Below are 17254 nucleotides of genomic sequence, written 5' to 3' on the forward strand. Positions count from 1 at the left end.
CAATTTCTCCTCTAAGTTTATCTGTTTTAGTATATCAAAATCTTACAGGAATGTCAGCTTGGGATTGATATTTGCTGAATTTCTTATCCAATAACGCAAAGCGTTCGATTTCACGAAAACGATGAAATCGACTATTACTATACTCTCTGATAAAATCATCATCTTCTAGATTAAGCATGGTTTTCTCCTTTACTTATCTATTCGTAAGAAGACAAAAAAGATCCAGCCTTGGGCTAGATCTTGGTCGATAGTTAGAGCATAGGTGCAAACAACTGGACAATTTCCTTGATTAGGCTTTGATACCAGCTGGTTTTGATGGTGTGAGGATAAATTTCTTGAGAAACTTTAAAAATTTCTTCGAAGTCCCTTTCAATATCGATGATGGACTGCGTTCTATAAAGTAAGACGGCATTTTCATAGTGGTGGAGCAAGCTACGATAGTCAAAATTGATGGTCCCCACAGTAGCCGCCTCTCCATCGACAAGCATTTGCTTGCTATGAAGGAATCCCGGACTGTACTCATAAATACGAACCCCTGCAGATAACAAGTCTGGATAGGCTCCTCGAGTAACCAATTGGATGACCTTCTTATCTGGGATACAAGGCGTCACGATTCGCACATCTACCCCTCTCAACGCTGCATTTTTGATACTTTCGGTGAGATCATAGTCAGCAATCAGATAGGGTGTCGTGATATAAACATAGTCTGTAGCTTGATTGATAAGATTTTGATAGACCGTTTTTCCAACTTGAGCTCTGTAGATGGGTTTTGGCCCACTACTATAGGGAATACAGAGCCCCATCCCATCTTTGGGCTGATTTTCGAGATGGTATTGGTCAAAGTCACTAATCTCCCCACGGTTGATATACCATGCAGATAAAAAGAGTCTAGTAAAAGCCTTAACTGCCGGTCCATCCAGACGAATACCGCTATCCTTCCAATAACCAAAGCGTTCGATATGGTTGATATACTCATCGGCCAGATTGACACCACCTGTATAGGCAATTTGACCATCGATAATCATGATTTTACGGTGATCACGGTTGTTATAAGCAACGGTCAAACGTGGAATCACCTTATTAAATTTGTGGGCTTCAATCCCTCGACCACGAAGCTGGATGGTGTAATCTCCAGGCAAGGTTGCCATACAACCAATATCATCATAGAGAAGCTTCACCTCTACTCCTTGAGCTGCCTTTTCTTCCAAAATCTCCAAAATACTATTCCACATCAAACCTTCTTCGATGATATAGTATTCGAGAAAGATAAACTTCTCAGCTTTCTTGAGATCCTCTAGCATCTGATGCCACATGCTTTCACCAGATGCAAAAAATTGTGTATCCGTTCGATCATAGACATCGGCATTCGTGTCCATGCTGAGGAGTGATTTGATAACGCCGTAAGCCGACTTGTCTTGTTCCTTTAACTCCAAACGGAGGGCTCTGCTATTGTCCTCTCGATCAACCATTGATTGGAGCTGCTTTAGCTGCTTCATTTCCTTTTTAGATAAACGACGCTCTCCAAACATAATATAGAGTAAGGGGCCAAACACTGGTACAAAGGCTACTAACAGCCATGTTACCTTACTCTCAGGATTCATAGATCGATTGACAATCGATACAATGGTCGCTAAACTCACTAAAATGACTAGGATAATCCAGACAATTGGAGCCATCTGGCCTAGATAGAGAAACAAACCAAAGACGATAAACAACTCTGCCAACATGATTGTAATACTAAAACCATATTTGGACATGAGTAGCTGCATTTTTCTAGCTGTCATAAATCCCCTTCCTTTTCTAACATTCTCCTTAACTGCTTGATAAACTCATGTTTCTACTAGTATACCTCAGTTCAAGGGTAGATGGCAACCGTTTACCTTTTTCTATGCAAACTATTCCAAAAACTGCAAGATTTCTATACTACACCCACACTATATGAAGCGCTGCCCCTCTTATCTTTTTAACTAGGGTATTAAGAGGCTTAAAAAGAACTACCAAAATGATAGTTCTTTCCAATATTATTTATATTTTTCAATATCGCACAAATCCTATGACAGTCGCTATTGAAGTTGTAGAAGGTAAAGCTGAAACCTTAATTCCAAACTTCTATTTAAATTTGAGATCCTATTTTGTTAAGACCACTCGGTCAGATGCCTCTCGGTCCATGTCATCGATAATCATTTGATTACCATTAACCGCGTAAATTTTAACATCATCTCCGATAATGACACGTTGATTTTCTGGCTCAAAGCTGACTTGCTTGATTTCCTTATCTCCATCTGGTTCGACCTCAGTCCATGTACCAGTTTTGCCTGTTACAACAAGAGTGATCTGGTCGTTCTCATCTTTTCCAGTATAGGTACCATCAATATTAGTCGGTTGAGCTGCCGCAGCGGTGTCCTGGCTTGAGGACGCCTGTGGTTGACTAGCACTGGTAGCCGCACTAGAAGATGATTCTTGTTGAGTAGATGATTGTTGAGCAGATGGCTGGGTAGATGCTTGTTCCTTAGGCCCACAAGCTGCTAAAAGACTAAGAATTGCTAAAGAAGCAATAGAAAGTGTGAATGTTTTCGTTTTCATAGCGATTTCCTTTCTTTTGTGCCAATGTTTTGCTAGAATCGTTTCCAGATATACCTCCTACCTACAGTATAGCAACATAAACCTATAAGGTCAACTAATCTCGTCGCTTCCTACCAAACTTGCTCGGACTTCCGAGATAAAGTAGAGGGATCCCGTCACGAAAAGCAAGTTCTGGCCATTGGCCTTATCTTCAAATTCTCTGATAAAGTCGCCATAGGAAGGAATCAAATCATAACCTACCACATCCTTTTCATCCAGAGAGCCTTGGTAGTCAAAGCCTGTTACCTTAAGTTTTACCTGAGGCAACTGCTCAGATAGATAGCCTAGCATCCCCTGATAATCCTTGCGTTTAAGTGCTCCAAAAAGGATGCGAACCTGGTAACCTTGCTGGATTTTCCCCTGGATAAACTCTACTAGACGAGTCAAGGCTGGCAGATTGTGAGCCCCATCTAGGTAGATTTGCGGACGAATCCGTTCCAATCGACCTACCCAATGTGTCTTCTTCAAAGCCTGTCTAACAGGCTCTTCCTCGACACCTTCCTCTCTTGACGCCATAAACAGAAGAAAAGTTTCTAAAGCCAAGGCAGCATTTTCTTGCTGATAAGCACCCTCCAAACTGATTTCAAGTTGTGAAAAACTAGCTAGGTTACTTGAAAAATCCCCAGCATTCAAGGAGAAGTCTCGCCTAGCTTGATAAAGTTCAACAGCTAGCTCTCTTGCTCTTTTTTGACAGACAAGCTCCACTTCTGGAGTAAGCTTGGCAATGACCGCCTTCTTGCCAGCCTTGAAAATACCAGCTTTCTGCTTGGCTATTTCCTCCAGATTATCGCCCAAGGTCTCCTGATGATCTAGCCCAATGGAAGTAATAACTGCAATCTCTCCTGTTACGACATTAGTGGTGTCAAGCAAACCACCAATCCCCACTTCTAGCAGAACTAGATCCACTCCCTGCTCTTTAAAATAAAGCAAGGCAATCAGGGTCAACAACTCAAAGAAAGACAATTGATCATGTGTTTCTAAAAGAATTTTCTCCATCTCCTTGACTTGGTTGGCTATACGGACAAAGTCTTCCTCTGCGATCGGCTGTCCATTAATACAGATTCGATCATGGATACTGACGATATGAGGAGAGGTAAAAGTACCAACTTTTTTACCATGAGCAACAAACAACTCCCTCATAAAGGCAATAGTTGACCCTTTACCGTTAGTCCCTGTTACGTGGATAATAGGATAAGTCTTCTCTGGATTCCCCAGCAAATCCACTGCTCGCTGCATTCGTCCAAGACCAGATCTAAAGTTTAAACCAATCCGACTATGCAGCCATTCTTCTACTTCAAACATACATGTCTCCTTAACAAAAGTCCAATCAACTACCGCATCAAAGTATGATTACAAATAAAAAGCGAGGTCGGGACTAAAATCCCGACCTCTTACCTGGTTAGCTAATCACTAGCTACTATGAATTTCAACGTGGGCTAAAGACGTCCACCGGACTTACTTACGGTCTTTATTTTTAGCGTAAGGGTAAAAATGTTCACTGAACAAACCAGTTCTCTCTTATTTTAAGGAACTGGGCTAAAAACGTCCACCGGACGTTCCTGCGTTTCTAATTTCTGGCGCAGGGCTAAAAACATCCACTGGATGTTTTTACTCCTCCATAAAGCTGTTGAAGACTTCTTCAATCATGTTCCATTCGTCTTCTGAGTCTTCTGGGATTGGTTGCAATTCGCCTTCTGTTCCATCTTCATTTTCGATGAATGAGTAAGCTTGGATTTCAACTTCACCATTTTCATCTTCTTCTGCGTTAACTGGCACTAGCAGAACATAGTTTTTACCAAATTCTTCTTTCCCATCGATGGTCAAAAGAATTTCAAACAAGGTTTCATTTCCTTGCTCATCTACTAGTGTAATCAATTCACGTTCTTCGTGGTCATGGTTGTGATCGTGTGACATAGTTTCTCCTCTGTCTTAAAATTTTCTATCTAAATAATTTTGCAAAATCAGCTGAGCAGCCAACTTATCAATAACTTTCTTGCGTTTGTTACGGCTGATATCTGCTTGTTCAATCAACATACGCTCCGCAGCGACCGTTGTCAAACGCTCATCCTGATAGTCTACCGGCAAACCAAAGAGTTCTTCTAGCTTGGCACCATAGGCTTGACTGGCTTCTACTCGCGGACCGCTGGTATTGTTCATGTTCTTTGGCAAACCTACTACAAAGCGTTCTACCTTATAGCTGTCAACCAATTCCTTGATACGGTCAAAACCAAACTGGCCCTGATCCTCATTGATCTGGATGATTTCAAGTCCCTGAGCGGTGAAGCCTAGGGGATCGCTAATGGCAACACCCACTGTTTTTGAACCGACGTCCAATCCCATAATTCTCATAGATTATAGATCGACTCCTTGTCCCTTAAGGTAGTAGCGTACCAATTCTTCAACAATTTCATCACGCTCATACTTACGGATTTGATTTCGCGCATTGTTATAACGAGGAACGTAGGCAGGGTCACCACTCAATACATAACCGACGATCTGGTTAATCGGATTGTAGCCCTTGTCATTCAAAGAAGCATAAACATCTGTCAATGTTTCGCTAATTTCTTTCTTATTGGAATCATCCAATTTAAACCGTACAGTTTCTTCAGTAAATCCCATTCTAACACCCTCTTTCCTTAGAATAGTACTATTATAGCACATTCCCTGACGTTCTACAAATAAGTCAGTCTATTTATTTGGATTTTCTATTGTTCTGTCGCCCCATTTGCCACTCTGTCAGCAATATACTGGCTAGGTTCGTTTTTTAAGAGATTTTCAAGGCCGATATTTTTTAAATATTCCAGCTGAGATGCCTTTTTGACGTCCAATACTTGAAAATCATAAGTCGTTGTAGTCTGGATTTCTGTCTCGCTGAGTAGCTTTGTTTCCAGTTTGAATCCTGCTAGTTTGCGTGCCTCTTGGATGGTCTCATCCTTTTCTTCCGCTTCTAGAAGCGCTTTTTGCGTCTCCTCTAGGCCATTTTCAGAGATAAAGGTCTTGAGTTCATCCCCGACAGGTCGTTTTTGCTGAATGGTCAAGGTCAAAAACTGATTACCTTTATAGGTAATGGTCTGAGTCTGCTGCGTTCCATTTTCTGACTTCGGCATCAACAGGGTCTTGGTAACAACCGTATTCTTTTCGGCATTGTCCAAAACGGGAAGGTTTGATTGAAGAGGTTCAGATGCTGTTGTGGTAGCAGCAGGAGTTTCCTTTTTTTGCCCACATCCCGCAAGCAAAAAGAGGAGAGCAAAACTAGCAATTAGTAACTTTTTCATAATTCCTCACATGATTTTAAAACAAAAGAGCAAACAAGGCCAGGAGTCACTCCCAGCCTTGATGTTTTATAGAGCTGCACGTAGACGTGCTTCTGCATTTTCTACATTACGGACAGAGCGTGGCAAGAAGGCACGGATATCATCTTCTTTATAGCCGACTTGTAGGCGCTTCTCGTCAACGAGAATCGGACTCTTTAAGATCCGTGGTGTTTCCATGATTAAGTTGAGCACTTCATTGACACTCAAATCCTCGATGTCAACTCCAAGTGCCTTAGCGTAGCGGTTTTTTGACGAAACGATACTGGCAATTCCATTATCTGTTTTCGTGAGAATATCTAATAACTCTTCTCTTGTAATTCCTTCTTTACCGAGATTTTGTTCTTTATAACTTAACTGGTGGGCATTGAGCCAGGTTTTCGCTTTTTTACAGCTAGTACAACTTGAGACTGTATAAATTTTGATCATGTACCTACCCCTTTCGCTACATGTTACTATCAGTTTAGTCTATTATACCATAAAAAACATCCGACTTGCGACCTATTTTTAAAAAAAATTAACTTTTTTCGCGATTTTCGTACTTTTTTCTTGACAAAATCAATTTATAACCAACTTTTAAATTTTTTGATATACAATCGTTTCACAACTGTAACACTTATCATATAGAGAACGATAATCAAAAGCAAAAAGAGGAAATAAATTGGTTCCAAAGGGGTTAAATGAAGCAGGCTAGCAATTGAAGAGTAGGGAAGGAAGGTCACAAAACTAGCCGCTAGCAAGGTTGTCCCAAGAACAAACCATGATGGACGACTTTGTAAGAAAGGAAGTTTTGCTGAACGAAGCATATGGATAACCATGGTTTGGGACCACATGGATTCAATGAACCAACCTGTCTGGAACAAGATGATAAAGCCCGTTGCAGACTCTGCTCCGTGAGCATAGGCTTGGCCTGTCGCCATTGGGACAATGACAAAATAGAGTAAGATAAAGGTCAAAATATCAAAGGCAGACGAAATCGGACCCATCCAAATCATAAAACGAGTAATAGACTTAGCCTCCCACTTATGAGGATGCTTCAAAAAGTCTTCATCCACATTATCAAATGGCAAGGCAATGCAAGAAAGGTCGTAGACGAGGTTTAACACAATCAAGTGAATCGGAGCCATAGGAAGGAAAGGTAAAAAGATACCAGACACTAACAGAGAGAAAATGTTCCCGAAATTAGAGCTGACCGTCATCTTGATATATTTGGTCATATTAGCATAGACTTTGCGTCCTTCAACCAGCCCTTTTTCAAGCACCATCAAATCCTTATCTAACAAAATGACATCAGCCGTTTCTTTGGCAATATCTACTGCTGTATCAACAGAAATCCCCACATCTGCCACTTTCATAGAAGGGGCATCATTGATCCCATCTCCCATATAGCCGACACAATGTCCATTCGATTTGATTTGTAAAATGATTCGTGCTTTTTGATCCGGAGAGAGTTTGGCAAAGACAGTCACCTTCTCAACTGCTTGAGCCAATTCTTCGTCCGTCATGGCGTCAATATCAGAACCCAACAAGATTTGATCAACGTCTAGACCAACTTTTTCGCAAACTGCTTGGGTCACCTTCTCATTGTCCCCCGTCAAGATCTTTGTTTGAACACCGTGTTCTAACAAAGCTTGGATAGCAGGTGCTGCTGATGGTTTTGGTGGATCTAGAAAGGCAAGATATCCTGTTAGAATCATCTCTTTTTCATCTTCAACGGAGTAAGCAAAACCTTCTTTTAGGCCTGTTTTATAGGCAACTCCCAAGACTCGCAATCCCTGTTGATTAAGTTGATCTACTTCTTTTAAGATTTCCACTCGGATATCATCCGTCAGAGGGCTAATCTGACCTTGATATTCCACATGGGCTGAGATCGCAAGCATTTCCTCTAGGGCACCCTTGGTTACCAAACTAACAACTTCGTTCTCATCCTTGACGATGACACTCATCCGTCTGCGTTCAAAATCAAAAGGTAATTCATCTATTTTTTGGAAGCTAGTATCCAAATTTTGTAGAATAGCGTGTTCTTTAGCTTCTTTTTCAGTTCTACTGATAATGGCACGGTCCATCAAGTTTTTCAAACCGGTTTGAAAATAGGAATTGAGGTAGGCCCGTCTCAACACAGACAAATCCAAATCTCCATGTATATCCAAAGGATATTCAAGGACAATTTCATCTTGGGTAAGGGTTCCGGTTTTATCCGTGCATAGGATATCAATAGCACCTAGGTCCTGTATGGCATTGAGTTTTTTGATGACGACTTTTTCCTTGGCCATGATAATGGAGCCTTTTGCTAGACTGGCCGTGATGATCATAGGAAGCATCTCAGGTGTCAATCCAACACCAACACTCAGTGCAAACACACCTGCTTCCAGCCAGTCGCCATCTGTCAAGCCATTGGAGAGAAACACGATGGGAACCATGACCAACATCAAACGGATCAAGAGCCAAGAGATGCTGTTCATCTCCCGTTCAAAAGAGGTCGGTTCGTCATAGGTATTGAGAGTTTGCTCGATTTCTCCCATCATAGTGTCATCGCCGACCGCTAGGATCAAAGCCTTGGCACTCCCTGATATCACATTGGTTCCCATAAAGGCGAGTGCTTCTGCTTCTAGCAGACTATCAAAGTTTGACTGACTCATTTTTGACAAGGCTAGTTTTTCAACCGAGTCACTTTCACCTGTCAAACCAGACTGTTGAACAAAGAAATCGCGTGATTCAATTAAAATGAGGTCTGCTGGTATCATATCCCCAGCACTTAACTTGACTATATCTCCAACGACCAAATCTTCAATTGCGACCTCTAAACTCTGGCCTTCGCGAATAACTGTGGCAGTGTTCACAATCATTTTTGATAGATTGGTCGCAGCCTTGTCACTCCGCAGTTCTTGGACAAAGCGTATGCCACCAGAAATCAATACGAGAACGACGATGATGATAGAGGTCGTCGGATCTTCTTGTCCAGGCTTCGCCAACCAGACATTGGTCACCATGGAGATCATAGCGATGACCAGCAGGATGATTGTAAATGGATTGATAATAGATTCGTAAATCTTTTTGAGGATACTGTCTTCTTGACCCTTGGTGATGGTGTTTTCGCCATATAGGTCACGATTTTTCTCCACCTGCTCCTCAGTCAAGCCTGTTAGACTTGTCTTATAAAAAGATAGAGTTTCGTTTAAGGGTGTGTGAATAGCTGTTGCTAATCTTTCTTTTGTAGTTTTCATTGGTTTCTCCTATCTGTATGAATGATGTGTTTCATACACAGAGACCAATCACTTTATAAGGGCAGAACGACACAAATCAGCGATTGGCTGTGTATGTGCGGTTCTGGATGATCGTCAATTTGCATCGTTTGTCTCCTTTCCTTGTTCTAAAACAGTAGAAAATCCCACCATAAAATGGCAGGATTAAAAAACTAATTATCTGTTTTTTCGTTCAAGCTTTAACTCCATAGGGCGATGTAATGAGCTTAGTCTTGGCCTTCGCGACCAGGACTGTTGACCAACGAGTAGTGTCTCCACTGCTTTGCGGTAGTCATCCGTATCCCTATGGTAGCCTCACCTACCGTTTTCGTCTATCAGTATAAACCTTTAAAATATAAAAGTCAATGATTTATCTTAATTTTCTTAAATAACAATTAATTCCTTTGGAGCAAGGGTCAATAATTCGCAACCTGTATCCGTAATCAAGATATCATCCTCGATACGCACCCCGTATTTTCCATCCAGATAAATACCCGGCTCATCGGTCAAGACCATACCAGATTTAATGACTTCTTTGGAAGTTTGGCTAAAGTAAGGTTCTTCGTGAATATCCAGTCCGATACCGTGTCCAATACCGTGAGTAAAGTAGTCACCATAGCCTGCATCGATGATAATATCACGAGGGATTTTGTCAAATTCACGAAAACCTAACCCTGCCTTGGCTTGATCAATCAGAGCTTGGTTGGCTTTCAGAACCGTATTGTAAATCTCTGCCTGCTCGTCACTGACATGACCGAGGTAGATGGTCCGTGTCATATCACTGACATAGTGGTCGTAGAGACAGCCGAAGTCCATGGTGATGGCTTCTCCTGCTTCAACCGGTTTGTGCATTGGGTGGGCGTGAGGTTTGGAAGAGTTGATACCACTTGCTAAAATGGTATCAAAAGACAAGCCTGCCGCTCCTAGCTCCCGCATGCGGAAATCAAGGAAGTTGGCAATTTCAATCTCAGTTTTTCCTGGTTTGATAAAATCAAGCGCATCGCAAAAAGCTTGGTCTGAGATAGAACATGCCTTACGAATAGTCGCAATCTCCGCCTCATCCTTAATCATACGAAGCGCTTCAACAAACTGAGTCTGTGGAAGCAAGTCGATCCCTGCAAATGCTGCCTGCATACGGTGATAATAAGAGACCGAAATCTCGTCTTCAAAACCGACGCGAGACAAGCCCATATCCTTAACAATGCCTGCAATAACAGCCAATTCATCGCGGTCAGCCACAATCTCAAAACCTGTCACTTCTTGCTTAGCTGCAATGATATAGCGAGAGTCTGTCACCAAAATCTGACGGTCACGGCTGATAAAGACTGTTCCATTTGAACCCCAAAAACCAGTCAAATAATAGACGTTTTTAAGGTTGTTGATGATGATACCATCTAGTTCTTTTTCTTGCATTTTAGCTAGAAATGCTTGCACACGTTTATTCATGATGTAACTTTCCTTTCAAATAGTGTCCTGTGTAGCTGGCTTCATTGGCCGCTACTTCTTCTGGAGTTCCTGTTGCGATGATGGTTCCGCCACCGACACCGCCCTCAGGTCCCAAATCGATGATATGGTCTGCCGTCTTGATGACATCCAGATTGTGCTCAATGACGAGAACAGTATTGCCATCGTCGACAAAGCGAGCTAAAACCTTGAGCAAGCGAGCGATATCCTCGGTATGAAGCCCTGTCGTCGGCTCATCCAGAATGTAGAAGGATTTTCCTGTCGAGCGTTTGTGGAGCTCACTAGCTAACTTCATACGCTGGGCTTCTCCACCTGAAAGGGTGGTAGCTGGTTGTCCTAACGTTACATAGCCCAGCCCTACATCCTTGATGGTCTGGAGTTTACGTTGAATCTTAGGAATGTGTTGGAAGAATTCCACCGCATCGTTGACGGTCATATCCAAGACCTGCGAGATATTTTTTTCCTTGTAGTGAACTTCAAGGGTTTCACTGTTGTAGCGAGTCCCGTGGCAGACTTCACAAGCCACGTAAACATCTGGCAAGAAGTGCATCTCGATCTTGATAATCCCGTCACCTGAGCAGGCTTCGCAACGACCACCCTTGACGTTAAAACTGAAACGGCCCTTCTTGTAGCCTCGTATCTTAGCTTCATTTGTCTGGGCAAAGAGGTCACGTATATCGTCAAAAACTCCCGTATAGGTAGCTGGGTTGGACCTCGGCGTTCGTCCAATGGGGCTCTGGTCAATATCAATTAAACGGTCTACATGCTCAATCCCTGTGATGGTCTTGAATTTACCAGGTTTGTCTGAATTACGGTTTAGCTTCTGGGCAATGGCTTTTTTGAGGATGCTGTTGATTAAGGTCGATTTTCCTGAACCTGATACACCTGTCACTGCGATGAATTTTCCTAGCGGAAAGCGAGCAGTGATATTTTGCAAGTTGTTCTCACGCGCACCTGTCACTTCGATAAAACGACCATTTCCGGCACGGCGCTCTTCTGGTACTGGAATCGCTCGTTTTCCTGATAAGTACTGGCCTGTGATAGACTTGCTGTTGCGAGCCACCTGCTTGGGCGTTCCTGCAGCGACAATCTCTCCACCAAAAACACCAGCACCCGGACCAACATCAATCAGATAATCCGCCTCGCGCATGGTATCTTCATCGTGTTCCACCACGATGAGAGTATTGCCCAAGTCACGCATCTTTTTCAGACTAGCAATCAGGCGGTCATTATCCCTCTGGTGGAGACCAATCGATGGCTCATCCAAGATATAGAGGACACCTGATAGGTTAGACCCAATCTGAGTCGCCAAGCGAATACGCTGACTCTCTCCACCTGATAGGGTTCCTGCCGAACGTGACAGAGTCAAATAGTTGAGTCCCACATTATTGAGGAAGGTCAAGCGATCCTTGATTTCCTTGAGAATAGGACGGGCGATGATGGCTTCATTTTCAGATAAGGTCAGCTGGCTCACTAATTCCAAATGGTCTGCGATAGACAGGTCCGAAATTTCACCGATATGTGGTCCTTGCTCCCCACCCACACGAACAGACAAGGCCTGGTCATTGAGACGGTAGCCGTGGCAAGTTCCGCAGGTCAGCTCATTCATGTAGAGGCGCATCTGGGTGCGCGTGTAATCACTGTTAGTCTCATGGTAACGACGCTTGATATTATTGACAACCCCCTCAAAAGGAATGTCAATATCGCGCACACCGCCAAATTCATTTTCATAGTGGAAATGGAATTCCTTGCCATCAGACCCGTAGAGAATCAAGTTTTTATCTTCTTCTGACAAGTCCTCAAAGGGCTTATCCATTTTCACTCCAAAGGCTGTCATGGCCTGCTCAAGCATGTTTGGATAGTAGTTGGATGAAATAGGATTCCAAGGTGCTAATGCTCCCTCACGCAAAGTTTTGCTGGTATCAGGAACCACCAAGTCAACATCCACCTCCAGCTTGATGCCCAAACCGTCACACTCACTGCATGAGCCAAAAGGAGCATTAAAGGAGAAGAGACGAGGCTCTAACTCTGGTACGGTAAAACCACAAACTGGACAGGCATAGTGCTCAGAAAAGAGCAACTCCGAATCGTCCATAGTGTCGATAATCACATAACCTTCTGCGATACGAAGGGCAGCCTCAATGGAGTCAAAGAGACGGCTACGAATGCCCTCCTTGATGACAATACGGTCGACCACAACATCGATATTGTGTTGCTTGCTCTTAGACAGTTCAGGCACTTCGGTCACATCATAGACTTCCCCATCCACTCGGACACGAACATAGCCATCTTTCTGAATCTTTTCAATGACGCTCTTATGTTGTCCTTTTTTCTTGCGGATAACAGGGGCCAAAATCTGCAAGCGTTGGCGTTCTGGCAATTCTAAGACCTTATCAACGATTTGCTCCACAGAAGAAGCCTTGATAGCCCCGTGTCCGTTGATACAGTAAGGCGTCCCCACACGTGCGTAGAGGAGACGCAGATAGTCATTGATTTCAGTCGTCGTTCCCACGGTCGAACGAGGGTTTTTGCTGGTGGTTTTCTGGTCGATGGAAATAGCTGGGCTGAGACCATCAATGGCATCCACATCTGGTTTTTCCATATTGCCCAAGAACTGGCGAGCGTAGGCTGACAAACTCTCTACATAGCGACGTTGGCCCTCCGCATAGAGGGTATCAAAGGCCAGACTGGATTTCCCAGACCCTGACAAACCAGTCACAACAACTAGCTTGTCTCGCGGAATCTCCACATCAATATTTTTTAAGTTATGGGCACGCGCCCCATGAATCACAATTTTATCTTGCATCTTTGTTCTTTCTAGTCCATTATTGCTTTCCATTATACCAAAAAATGTGAAATTCTATTACCCAAAAAGCTGTTTTTATAGTATAATAGTACGGTGCAAAAAATGAATCACTGAATAGTAGGAAAGGATAGGGGATATGAAACAAGTTTTTCTCTCAACAACAACTGAATTTAAAGAGATCGACACGCTTGAACCGGGTACTTGGATCAACCTCGTCAATCCTACACAAAATGAATCACTGGAAATTGCCAATGCCTTTGACATTGACATCGCTGACCTTCGAGCACCGCTCGATGCGGAAGAAATGTCCCGTATTACCATCGAAGATGAGTATACTTTGATCATCGTGGACGTTCCCATCACAGAGGAAAGAAACAATCGTACCTACTACGTTACGATTCCGCTGGGGATTATCATCACCGAGGAAACCATTATCACCACCTGCTTGGAATCCCTCCCCGTTCTCGATGTCTTTATCAACCGTAGACTGCGCAATTTCTACACCTTCATGCGTTCACGCTTTATCTTCCAGATTCTCTATCGCAACGCCGAACTTTACCTTACGGCCCTTCGTTCGATCGACCGTAAGAGTGAACAAATCGAAAGTCAACTTCACAAATCCACTCGAAACGAAGAGCTGATCGAGCTCATGGAATTGGAAAAGACCATCGTCTATTTCAAGGCCTCACTGAAGACGAACGAGCGCGTGATTAAGAAATTGACTAGCGCAACTAGCAATATCAAGAAATACCTAGAAGACGAAGACCTACTCGAAGACACTCTGATTGAAACCCAACAGGCCATCGAGATGGCAGATATCTATGGAAATGTCCTTCACTCTATGACAGAGACCTTTGCCTCTATCATTTCCAATAACCAGAACAATATCATGAAAACTTTGGCTCTCGTGACCATTGTCATGTCTGTCCCAACCATGATCTTCTCAGCCTATGGGATGAACTTCAAGGATAATGAAATCCCTCTGAACGGTGAGCCGCACGCCTTCTGGTTAATCGTCTTTATCGCCTTTGCTATGAGTGTTTCGCTCACTCTCTATCTCATCCATAAAAAATGGTTCTAAGAGGAATCCCTATGTCTCAGATTGATCTACAAAAATTAACTAAGAAAAACCAAGAGTTTATCCACATCGCTACCCAACAATTTATCAAAGATGGTAAAACAGACGCTGAAATCAAGGCCGTCTTTGAGGAAGTCATTCCTAAAATCCTTGAAGAGCAAGCCAAAGGAACGACAGCTCGTTCCCTCTACGGCGCTCCAACTCACTGGGCCCATAGCTTCACTGTCAAGGAGCAATATGAAAAAGAGCATCCAAAAGAAAATGACGATCCAAAACTCATGATTATGGACTCAGCCCTTTTTATCACTAGTCTCTTTGCATTAGTTAGCGCTCTGACTACCTTCTTCTCTACAGATCAGGCTATTGGCTATGGGTTGATTACCCTCTTGTTGGTTGGACTTGTAGGAGGACTTGCCTTCTACTTGATGTACTACTTTGTCTACCAGTATTATGGACCAGACACAGACCGTAGCCAACGTCCTCCATTCTGGAAATCAATCCTCGTTATCCTGGCCTCTATGGTCCTTTGGTTGGTTGTCTTCTTTGCAACAAGCTTCCTACCAACCAGCCTCAATCCAGTCCTTGCTCCATTGCCTTTGGCTATCCTGGGAGCTGCCCTTCTCGCCCTTCGCTTCTATCTCAAGAAACGTTTCAACATCCGAAGTGCAAGCGCGGGCCCATCACGTTATTAAGAAAAGTGAAAAGCTATGGCATATAGTCAATCCTTAGCTCAGCAGATTCGAAAAATTCTAGCGCTCAAACTTCCTCCCCAAATTTTCGAAGAAGAGTTAGAAGAAAAGAAACTGTTTGGTGGCCTTGCCTTTATGATTCGTGGGAAAATGGTCCTTACAGTCAGTTCCAGAAAAGACGAGCTGGTTATGGTGAGAATTGGCAAAGAAATGGAAAAGCAAGTTCTACCCCGAACAGGAGCTCGTACTACATTGATGAGAGGGCGACCTTATCATGGCTATATAGACCTAGATATCGAAGGTCAAAAAGAACTTCCTTACTGGATTGATTTAGCTCTCTCCTATAATCAAGAGTTGACCAAGTAACTCATATCTAGCGAGATTAGAAAAACGAAAAGCAACTGCACAGGCGGTTGCTTTTTCACTTGCTTTCTTGAAATTCAATAGAACTTCTGAGTCTGATTCTTATAGTTTTCTTTCATCTTTTGTGATAAAATAGGCTCATACTCAATGAAAATCAAAGAGCAAACTAGGAAGCTAGCCGCAGGCTGTACTTAAGTACGGCAAGGCAAAGCTGACGTGGTTTGAATTTGATTTTCGAAGAGTATCAATCTATTTCTAGGAGGATGAGATATAGTTTCTACTATTGGTATTGTTAGTTTGTCTAGTGGCATTATCGGAGAGAATTTTGTCAAACACGAAGTCGACTTGGGTCTCCAACGTCTCAAGGATTTGGGACTCAATCCTGTCTTTTTGCCCCATTCGCTAAAAGGGTTAGACTTTAGCAAGGACCATCCGGAGGCACGTGCAGAGGATTTGATGCAGGCCTTTTCTGATGATAGCATCAACATGATCCTATGTGCCATCGGTGGGGATGATACCTATCGCTTGCTACCTTATCTTTTTGAAAACGACCAGCTTCAAAAGGTTATCAAGCCAAAGATTTTTCTTGGCTTCTCGGATACTACTATGAACCACCTTATGTTGCACAAACTAGGGGTCAAGACTTTTTATGGGCAATCCTTTCTAGCAGACATTTGTGAATTGGACAAGGAGATGTTGCCCTATAGCTTTCACTACTTTAAAGAACTGATTGAGACTGGAAGAATCTCAGAAATCCGCCCTAGCGACGTTTGGTATGAGGAACGAACTGATTTTAGTCCCAAGGCCCTGGGAACAGCTCGTATCAGTCATGTAAATACAGGCTTTGATTTGTTACAAGGAAATACCCAGTTTGAGGGAGAAATTCTCGGCGGTTGCCTTGAATCCCTCTATGATATCTTTGACAATTCTCGATACGTAGATAGCACGGAGCTCTGCCAAAAGTACAAACTCTTCCCTGACTTATCCGACTGGGAAGGAAAGATTCTTTTGTTAGAAACAAGCGAAGAGAAGCCTGAGCCGGAAAACTTCAAAAAGATGGTGCTGGCTTTGAAAGAAACTGGGGTATTTGAGGTCATCAGTGGACTCTTGGTCGGAAAGCCAATGGATGAAGCCTTCTATGACGACTATAAAGAGGCACTAATGAGCATCGTTGACAGCAATATCCCAATTGTCTATAATCTAAACGTTGGGCACGCCACACCAAGAGCCATTGTACCCTTTGGCGTCTATGCTTATGTGGATGCAAAAGAGCAAGTCATTCGCTTTGACTATAACAAAAAATAAACAATTTCTCCATTTTTATGCTTTTGTATTGATTTTCGCTAATTTCTATGATATCTTTTTGAAGGAGGTGTATATGACTAAACAAAAAATAAATCAAATTGTCGGTTCAATCGGGGCCTTTATCGGGATTATTGTATTTATCGCCTACATCCCACAAATTTTTGCCAATTTACAAGGCAACAAAGCTCAACCATTCCAGCCTTTATCCGCAGCAGTATCTTGTTTAATTTGGGTTATTTATGGATGGACAAAAGAACCTAAGAAGGATTGGATACTAATTATTCCAAACTCAGCTGGCGTTGTCTTAGGTGGACTGACATTTCTTACTGCACTATAAAAGTTACTAGCATATAATCAAAAAGCTGAGAGGAGAT

The 17254-nt window shown here is 42.8% G+C and carries 17 protein-coding genes and 1 riboswitch; of the genes, 5 read left to right on the forward strand and 12 right to left on the reverse strand.

The window, feature by feature from the left end:
- Positions 1-34: 34 nt before the first annotated feature.
- From FD735_RS09830 to uvrA, 12 genes are all read right to left on the reverse strand, one after another.
- Positions 35-178, reverse strand: coding sequence for a hypothetical protein (locus FD735_RS09830; protein WP_164497043.1), 144 nt, complete (start codon positions 176-178; stop codon positions 35-37).
- Between the two features lie 73 nt (positions 179-251).
- Positions 252-1784, reverse strand: coding sequence for a cardiolipin synthase (gene cls / locus FD735_RS08850; RefSeq protein WP_139658987.1), 1533 nt, complete (start codon positions 1782-1784; stop codon positions 252-254).
- Positions 1785-2127: 343 nt separating this feature from the next.
- Entirely contained in the window at positions 2128-2583 is a 456-nt protein-coding gene (locus tag FD735_RS08855) for an SP_0198 family lipoprotein (RefSeq protein WP_139658988.1), read from the reverse strand.
- 90 nt (positions 2584-2673) lie between these two features.
- Complete coding sequence (locus FD735_RS08860; protein WP_139658989.1) at positions 2674-3924, reverse strand: folylpolyglutamate synthase/dihydrofolate synthase family protein; 1251 nt, start codon at positions 3922-3924, stop codon at positions 2674-2676.
- 306 nt (positions 3925-4230) lie between these two features.
- Positions 4231-4536 (reverse strand): DUF1292 domain-containing protein, encoded by a 306-nt coding sequence (locus FD735_RS08865; protein ID WP_000017624.1) that lies wholly within the window; start codon positions 4534-4536, stop codon positions 4231-4233.
- Between the two features lie 15 nt (positions 4537-4551).
- The gene (gene ruvX / locus FD735_RS08870; protein ID WP_002876031.1) at positions 4552-4971 is read right to left on the reverse strand and encodes a Holliday junction resolvase RuvX; all 420 of its coding nucleotides are present in this window, start codon (positions 4969-4971) and stop codon (positions 4552-4554) included.
- Positions 4972-4974: 3 nt separating this feature from the next.
- On the reverse strand, positions 4975-5241 hold the full coding sequence (locus FD735_RS08875) for an IreB family regulatory phosphoprotein (RefSeq protein ID WP_000507059.1): 267 nt from the start codon (positions 5239-5241) through the stop codon (positions 4975-4977).
- A gap of 86 nt (positions 5242-5327) precedes the next feature.
- Entirely contained in the window at positions 5328-5897 is a 570-nt protein-coding gene (locus FD735_RS08880) for an SP0191 family lipoprotein (protein WP_000734690.1), read from the reverse strand.
- Positions 5898-5963: 66 nt separating this feature from the next.
- The gene (gene spx, locus FD735_RS08885) at positions 5964-6362 is read right to left on the reverse strand and encodes a transcriptional regulator Spx (RefSeq protein ID WP_000591165.1); all 399 of its coding nucleotides are present in this window, start codon (positions 6360-6362) and stop codon (positions 5964-5966) included.
- Positions 6363-6496: 134 nt separating this feature from the next.
- Complete coding sequence (mgtA, locus tag FD735_RS08895) at positions 6497-9157, reverse strand: magnesium-translocating P-type ATPase (RefSeq protein ID WP_139658990.1); 2661 nt, start codon at positions 9155-9157, stop codon at positions 6497-6499.
- A gap of 195 nt (positions 9158-9352) precedes the next feature.
- Positions 9353-9504, reverse strand: a riboswitch (M-box (ykoK) riboswitch).
- A 55-nt stretch (positions 9505-9559) separates the two neighbouring features.
- Complete coding sequence (locus FD735_RS08900) at positions 9560-10621, reverse strand: Xaa-Pro peptidase family protein (protein WP_139658991.1); 1062 nt, start codon at positions 10619-10621, stop codon at positions 9560-9562.
- The gene (uvrA, locus tag FD735_RS08905) at positions 10614-13445 is read right to left on the reverse strand and encodes an excinuclease ABC subunit UvrA (RefSeq protein ID WP_139658992.1); all 2832 of its coding nucleotides are present in this window, start codon (positions 13443-13445) and stop codon (positions 10614-10616) included. Before uvrA ends, FD735_RS08900 begins: the two co-directional genes overlap by 8 nt.
- 136 nt (positions 13446-13581) lie before the next feature.
- On the opposite strand from uvrA, the gene FD735_RS08910 reads away from it, so the two are divergent.
- From FD735_RS08910 to FD735_RS08935, 5 genes are all read left to right on the forward strand, one after another.
- Positions 13582-14526 carry a magnesium transporter CorA family protein gene (locus FD735_RS08910; RefSeq protein WP_000815620.1) on the forward strand — a complete coding sequence of 315 codons (945 nt, stop codon included), beginning with the start codon at positions 13582-13584 and terminating at the stop codon, positions 14524-14526.
- 11 nt (positions 14527-14537) lie between these two features.
- Entirely contained in the window at positions 14538-15215 is a 678-nt protein-coding gene (locus FD735_RS08915; protein ID WP_176553066.1) for a DUF1129 domain-containing protein, read from the forward strand.
- A gap of 15 nt (positions 15216-15230) precedes the next feature.
- Positions 15231-15578 (forward strand): TfoX/Sxy family protein, encoded by a 348-nt coding sequence (locus FD735_RS08920; protein WP_007520826.1) that lies wholly within the window; start codon positions 15231-15233, stop codon positions 15576-15578.
- 267 nt (positions 15579-15845) lie between these two features.
- The gene (locus FD735_RS08930; protein WP_042767657.1) at positions 15846-16880 is read left to right on the forward strand and encodes a S66 peptidase family protein; all 1035 of its coding nucleotides are present in this window, start codon (positions 15846-15848) and stop codon (positions 16878-16880) included.
- Positions 16881-16953: 73 nt separating this feature from the next.
- On the forward strand, positions 16954-17217 hold the full coding sequence (locus FD735_RS08935) for a SemiSWEET family transporter (RefSeq protein ID WP_000166112.1): 264 nt from the start codon (positions 16954-16956) through the stop codon (positions 17215-17217).
- The last annotated feature ends 37 nt before the right edge of the window (positions 17218-17254 follow it).

Source organism: Streptococcus sp. 1643, from assembly GCF_006228325.1.
Taxonomy (GTDB): Bacteria; Bacillota; Bacilli; order Lactobacillales; family Streptococcaceae; genus Streptococcus.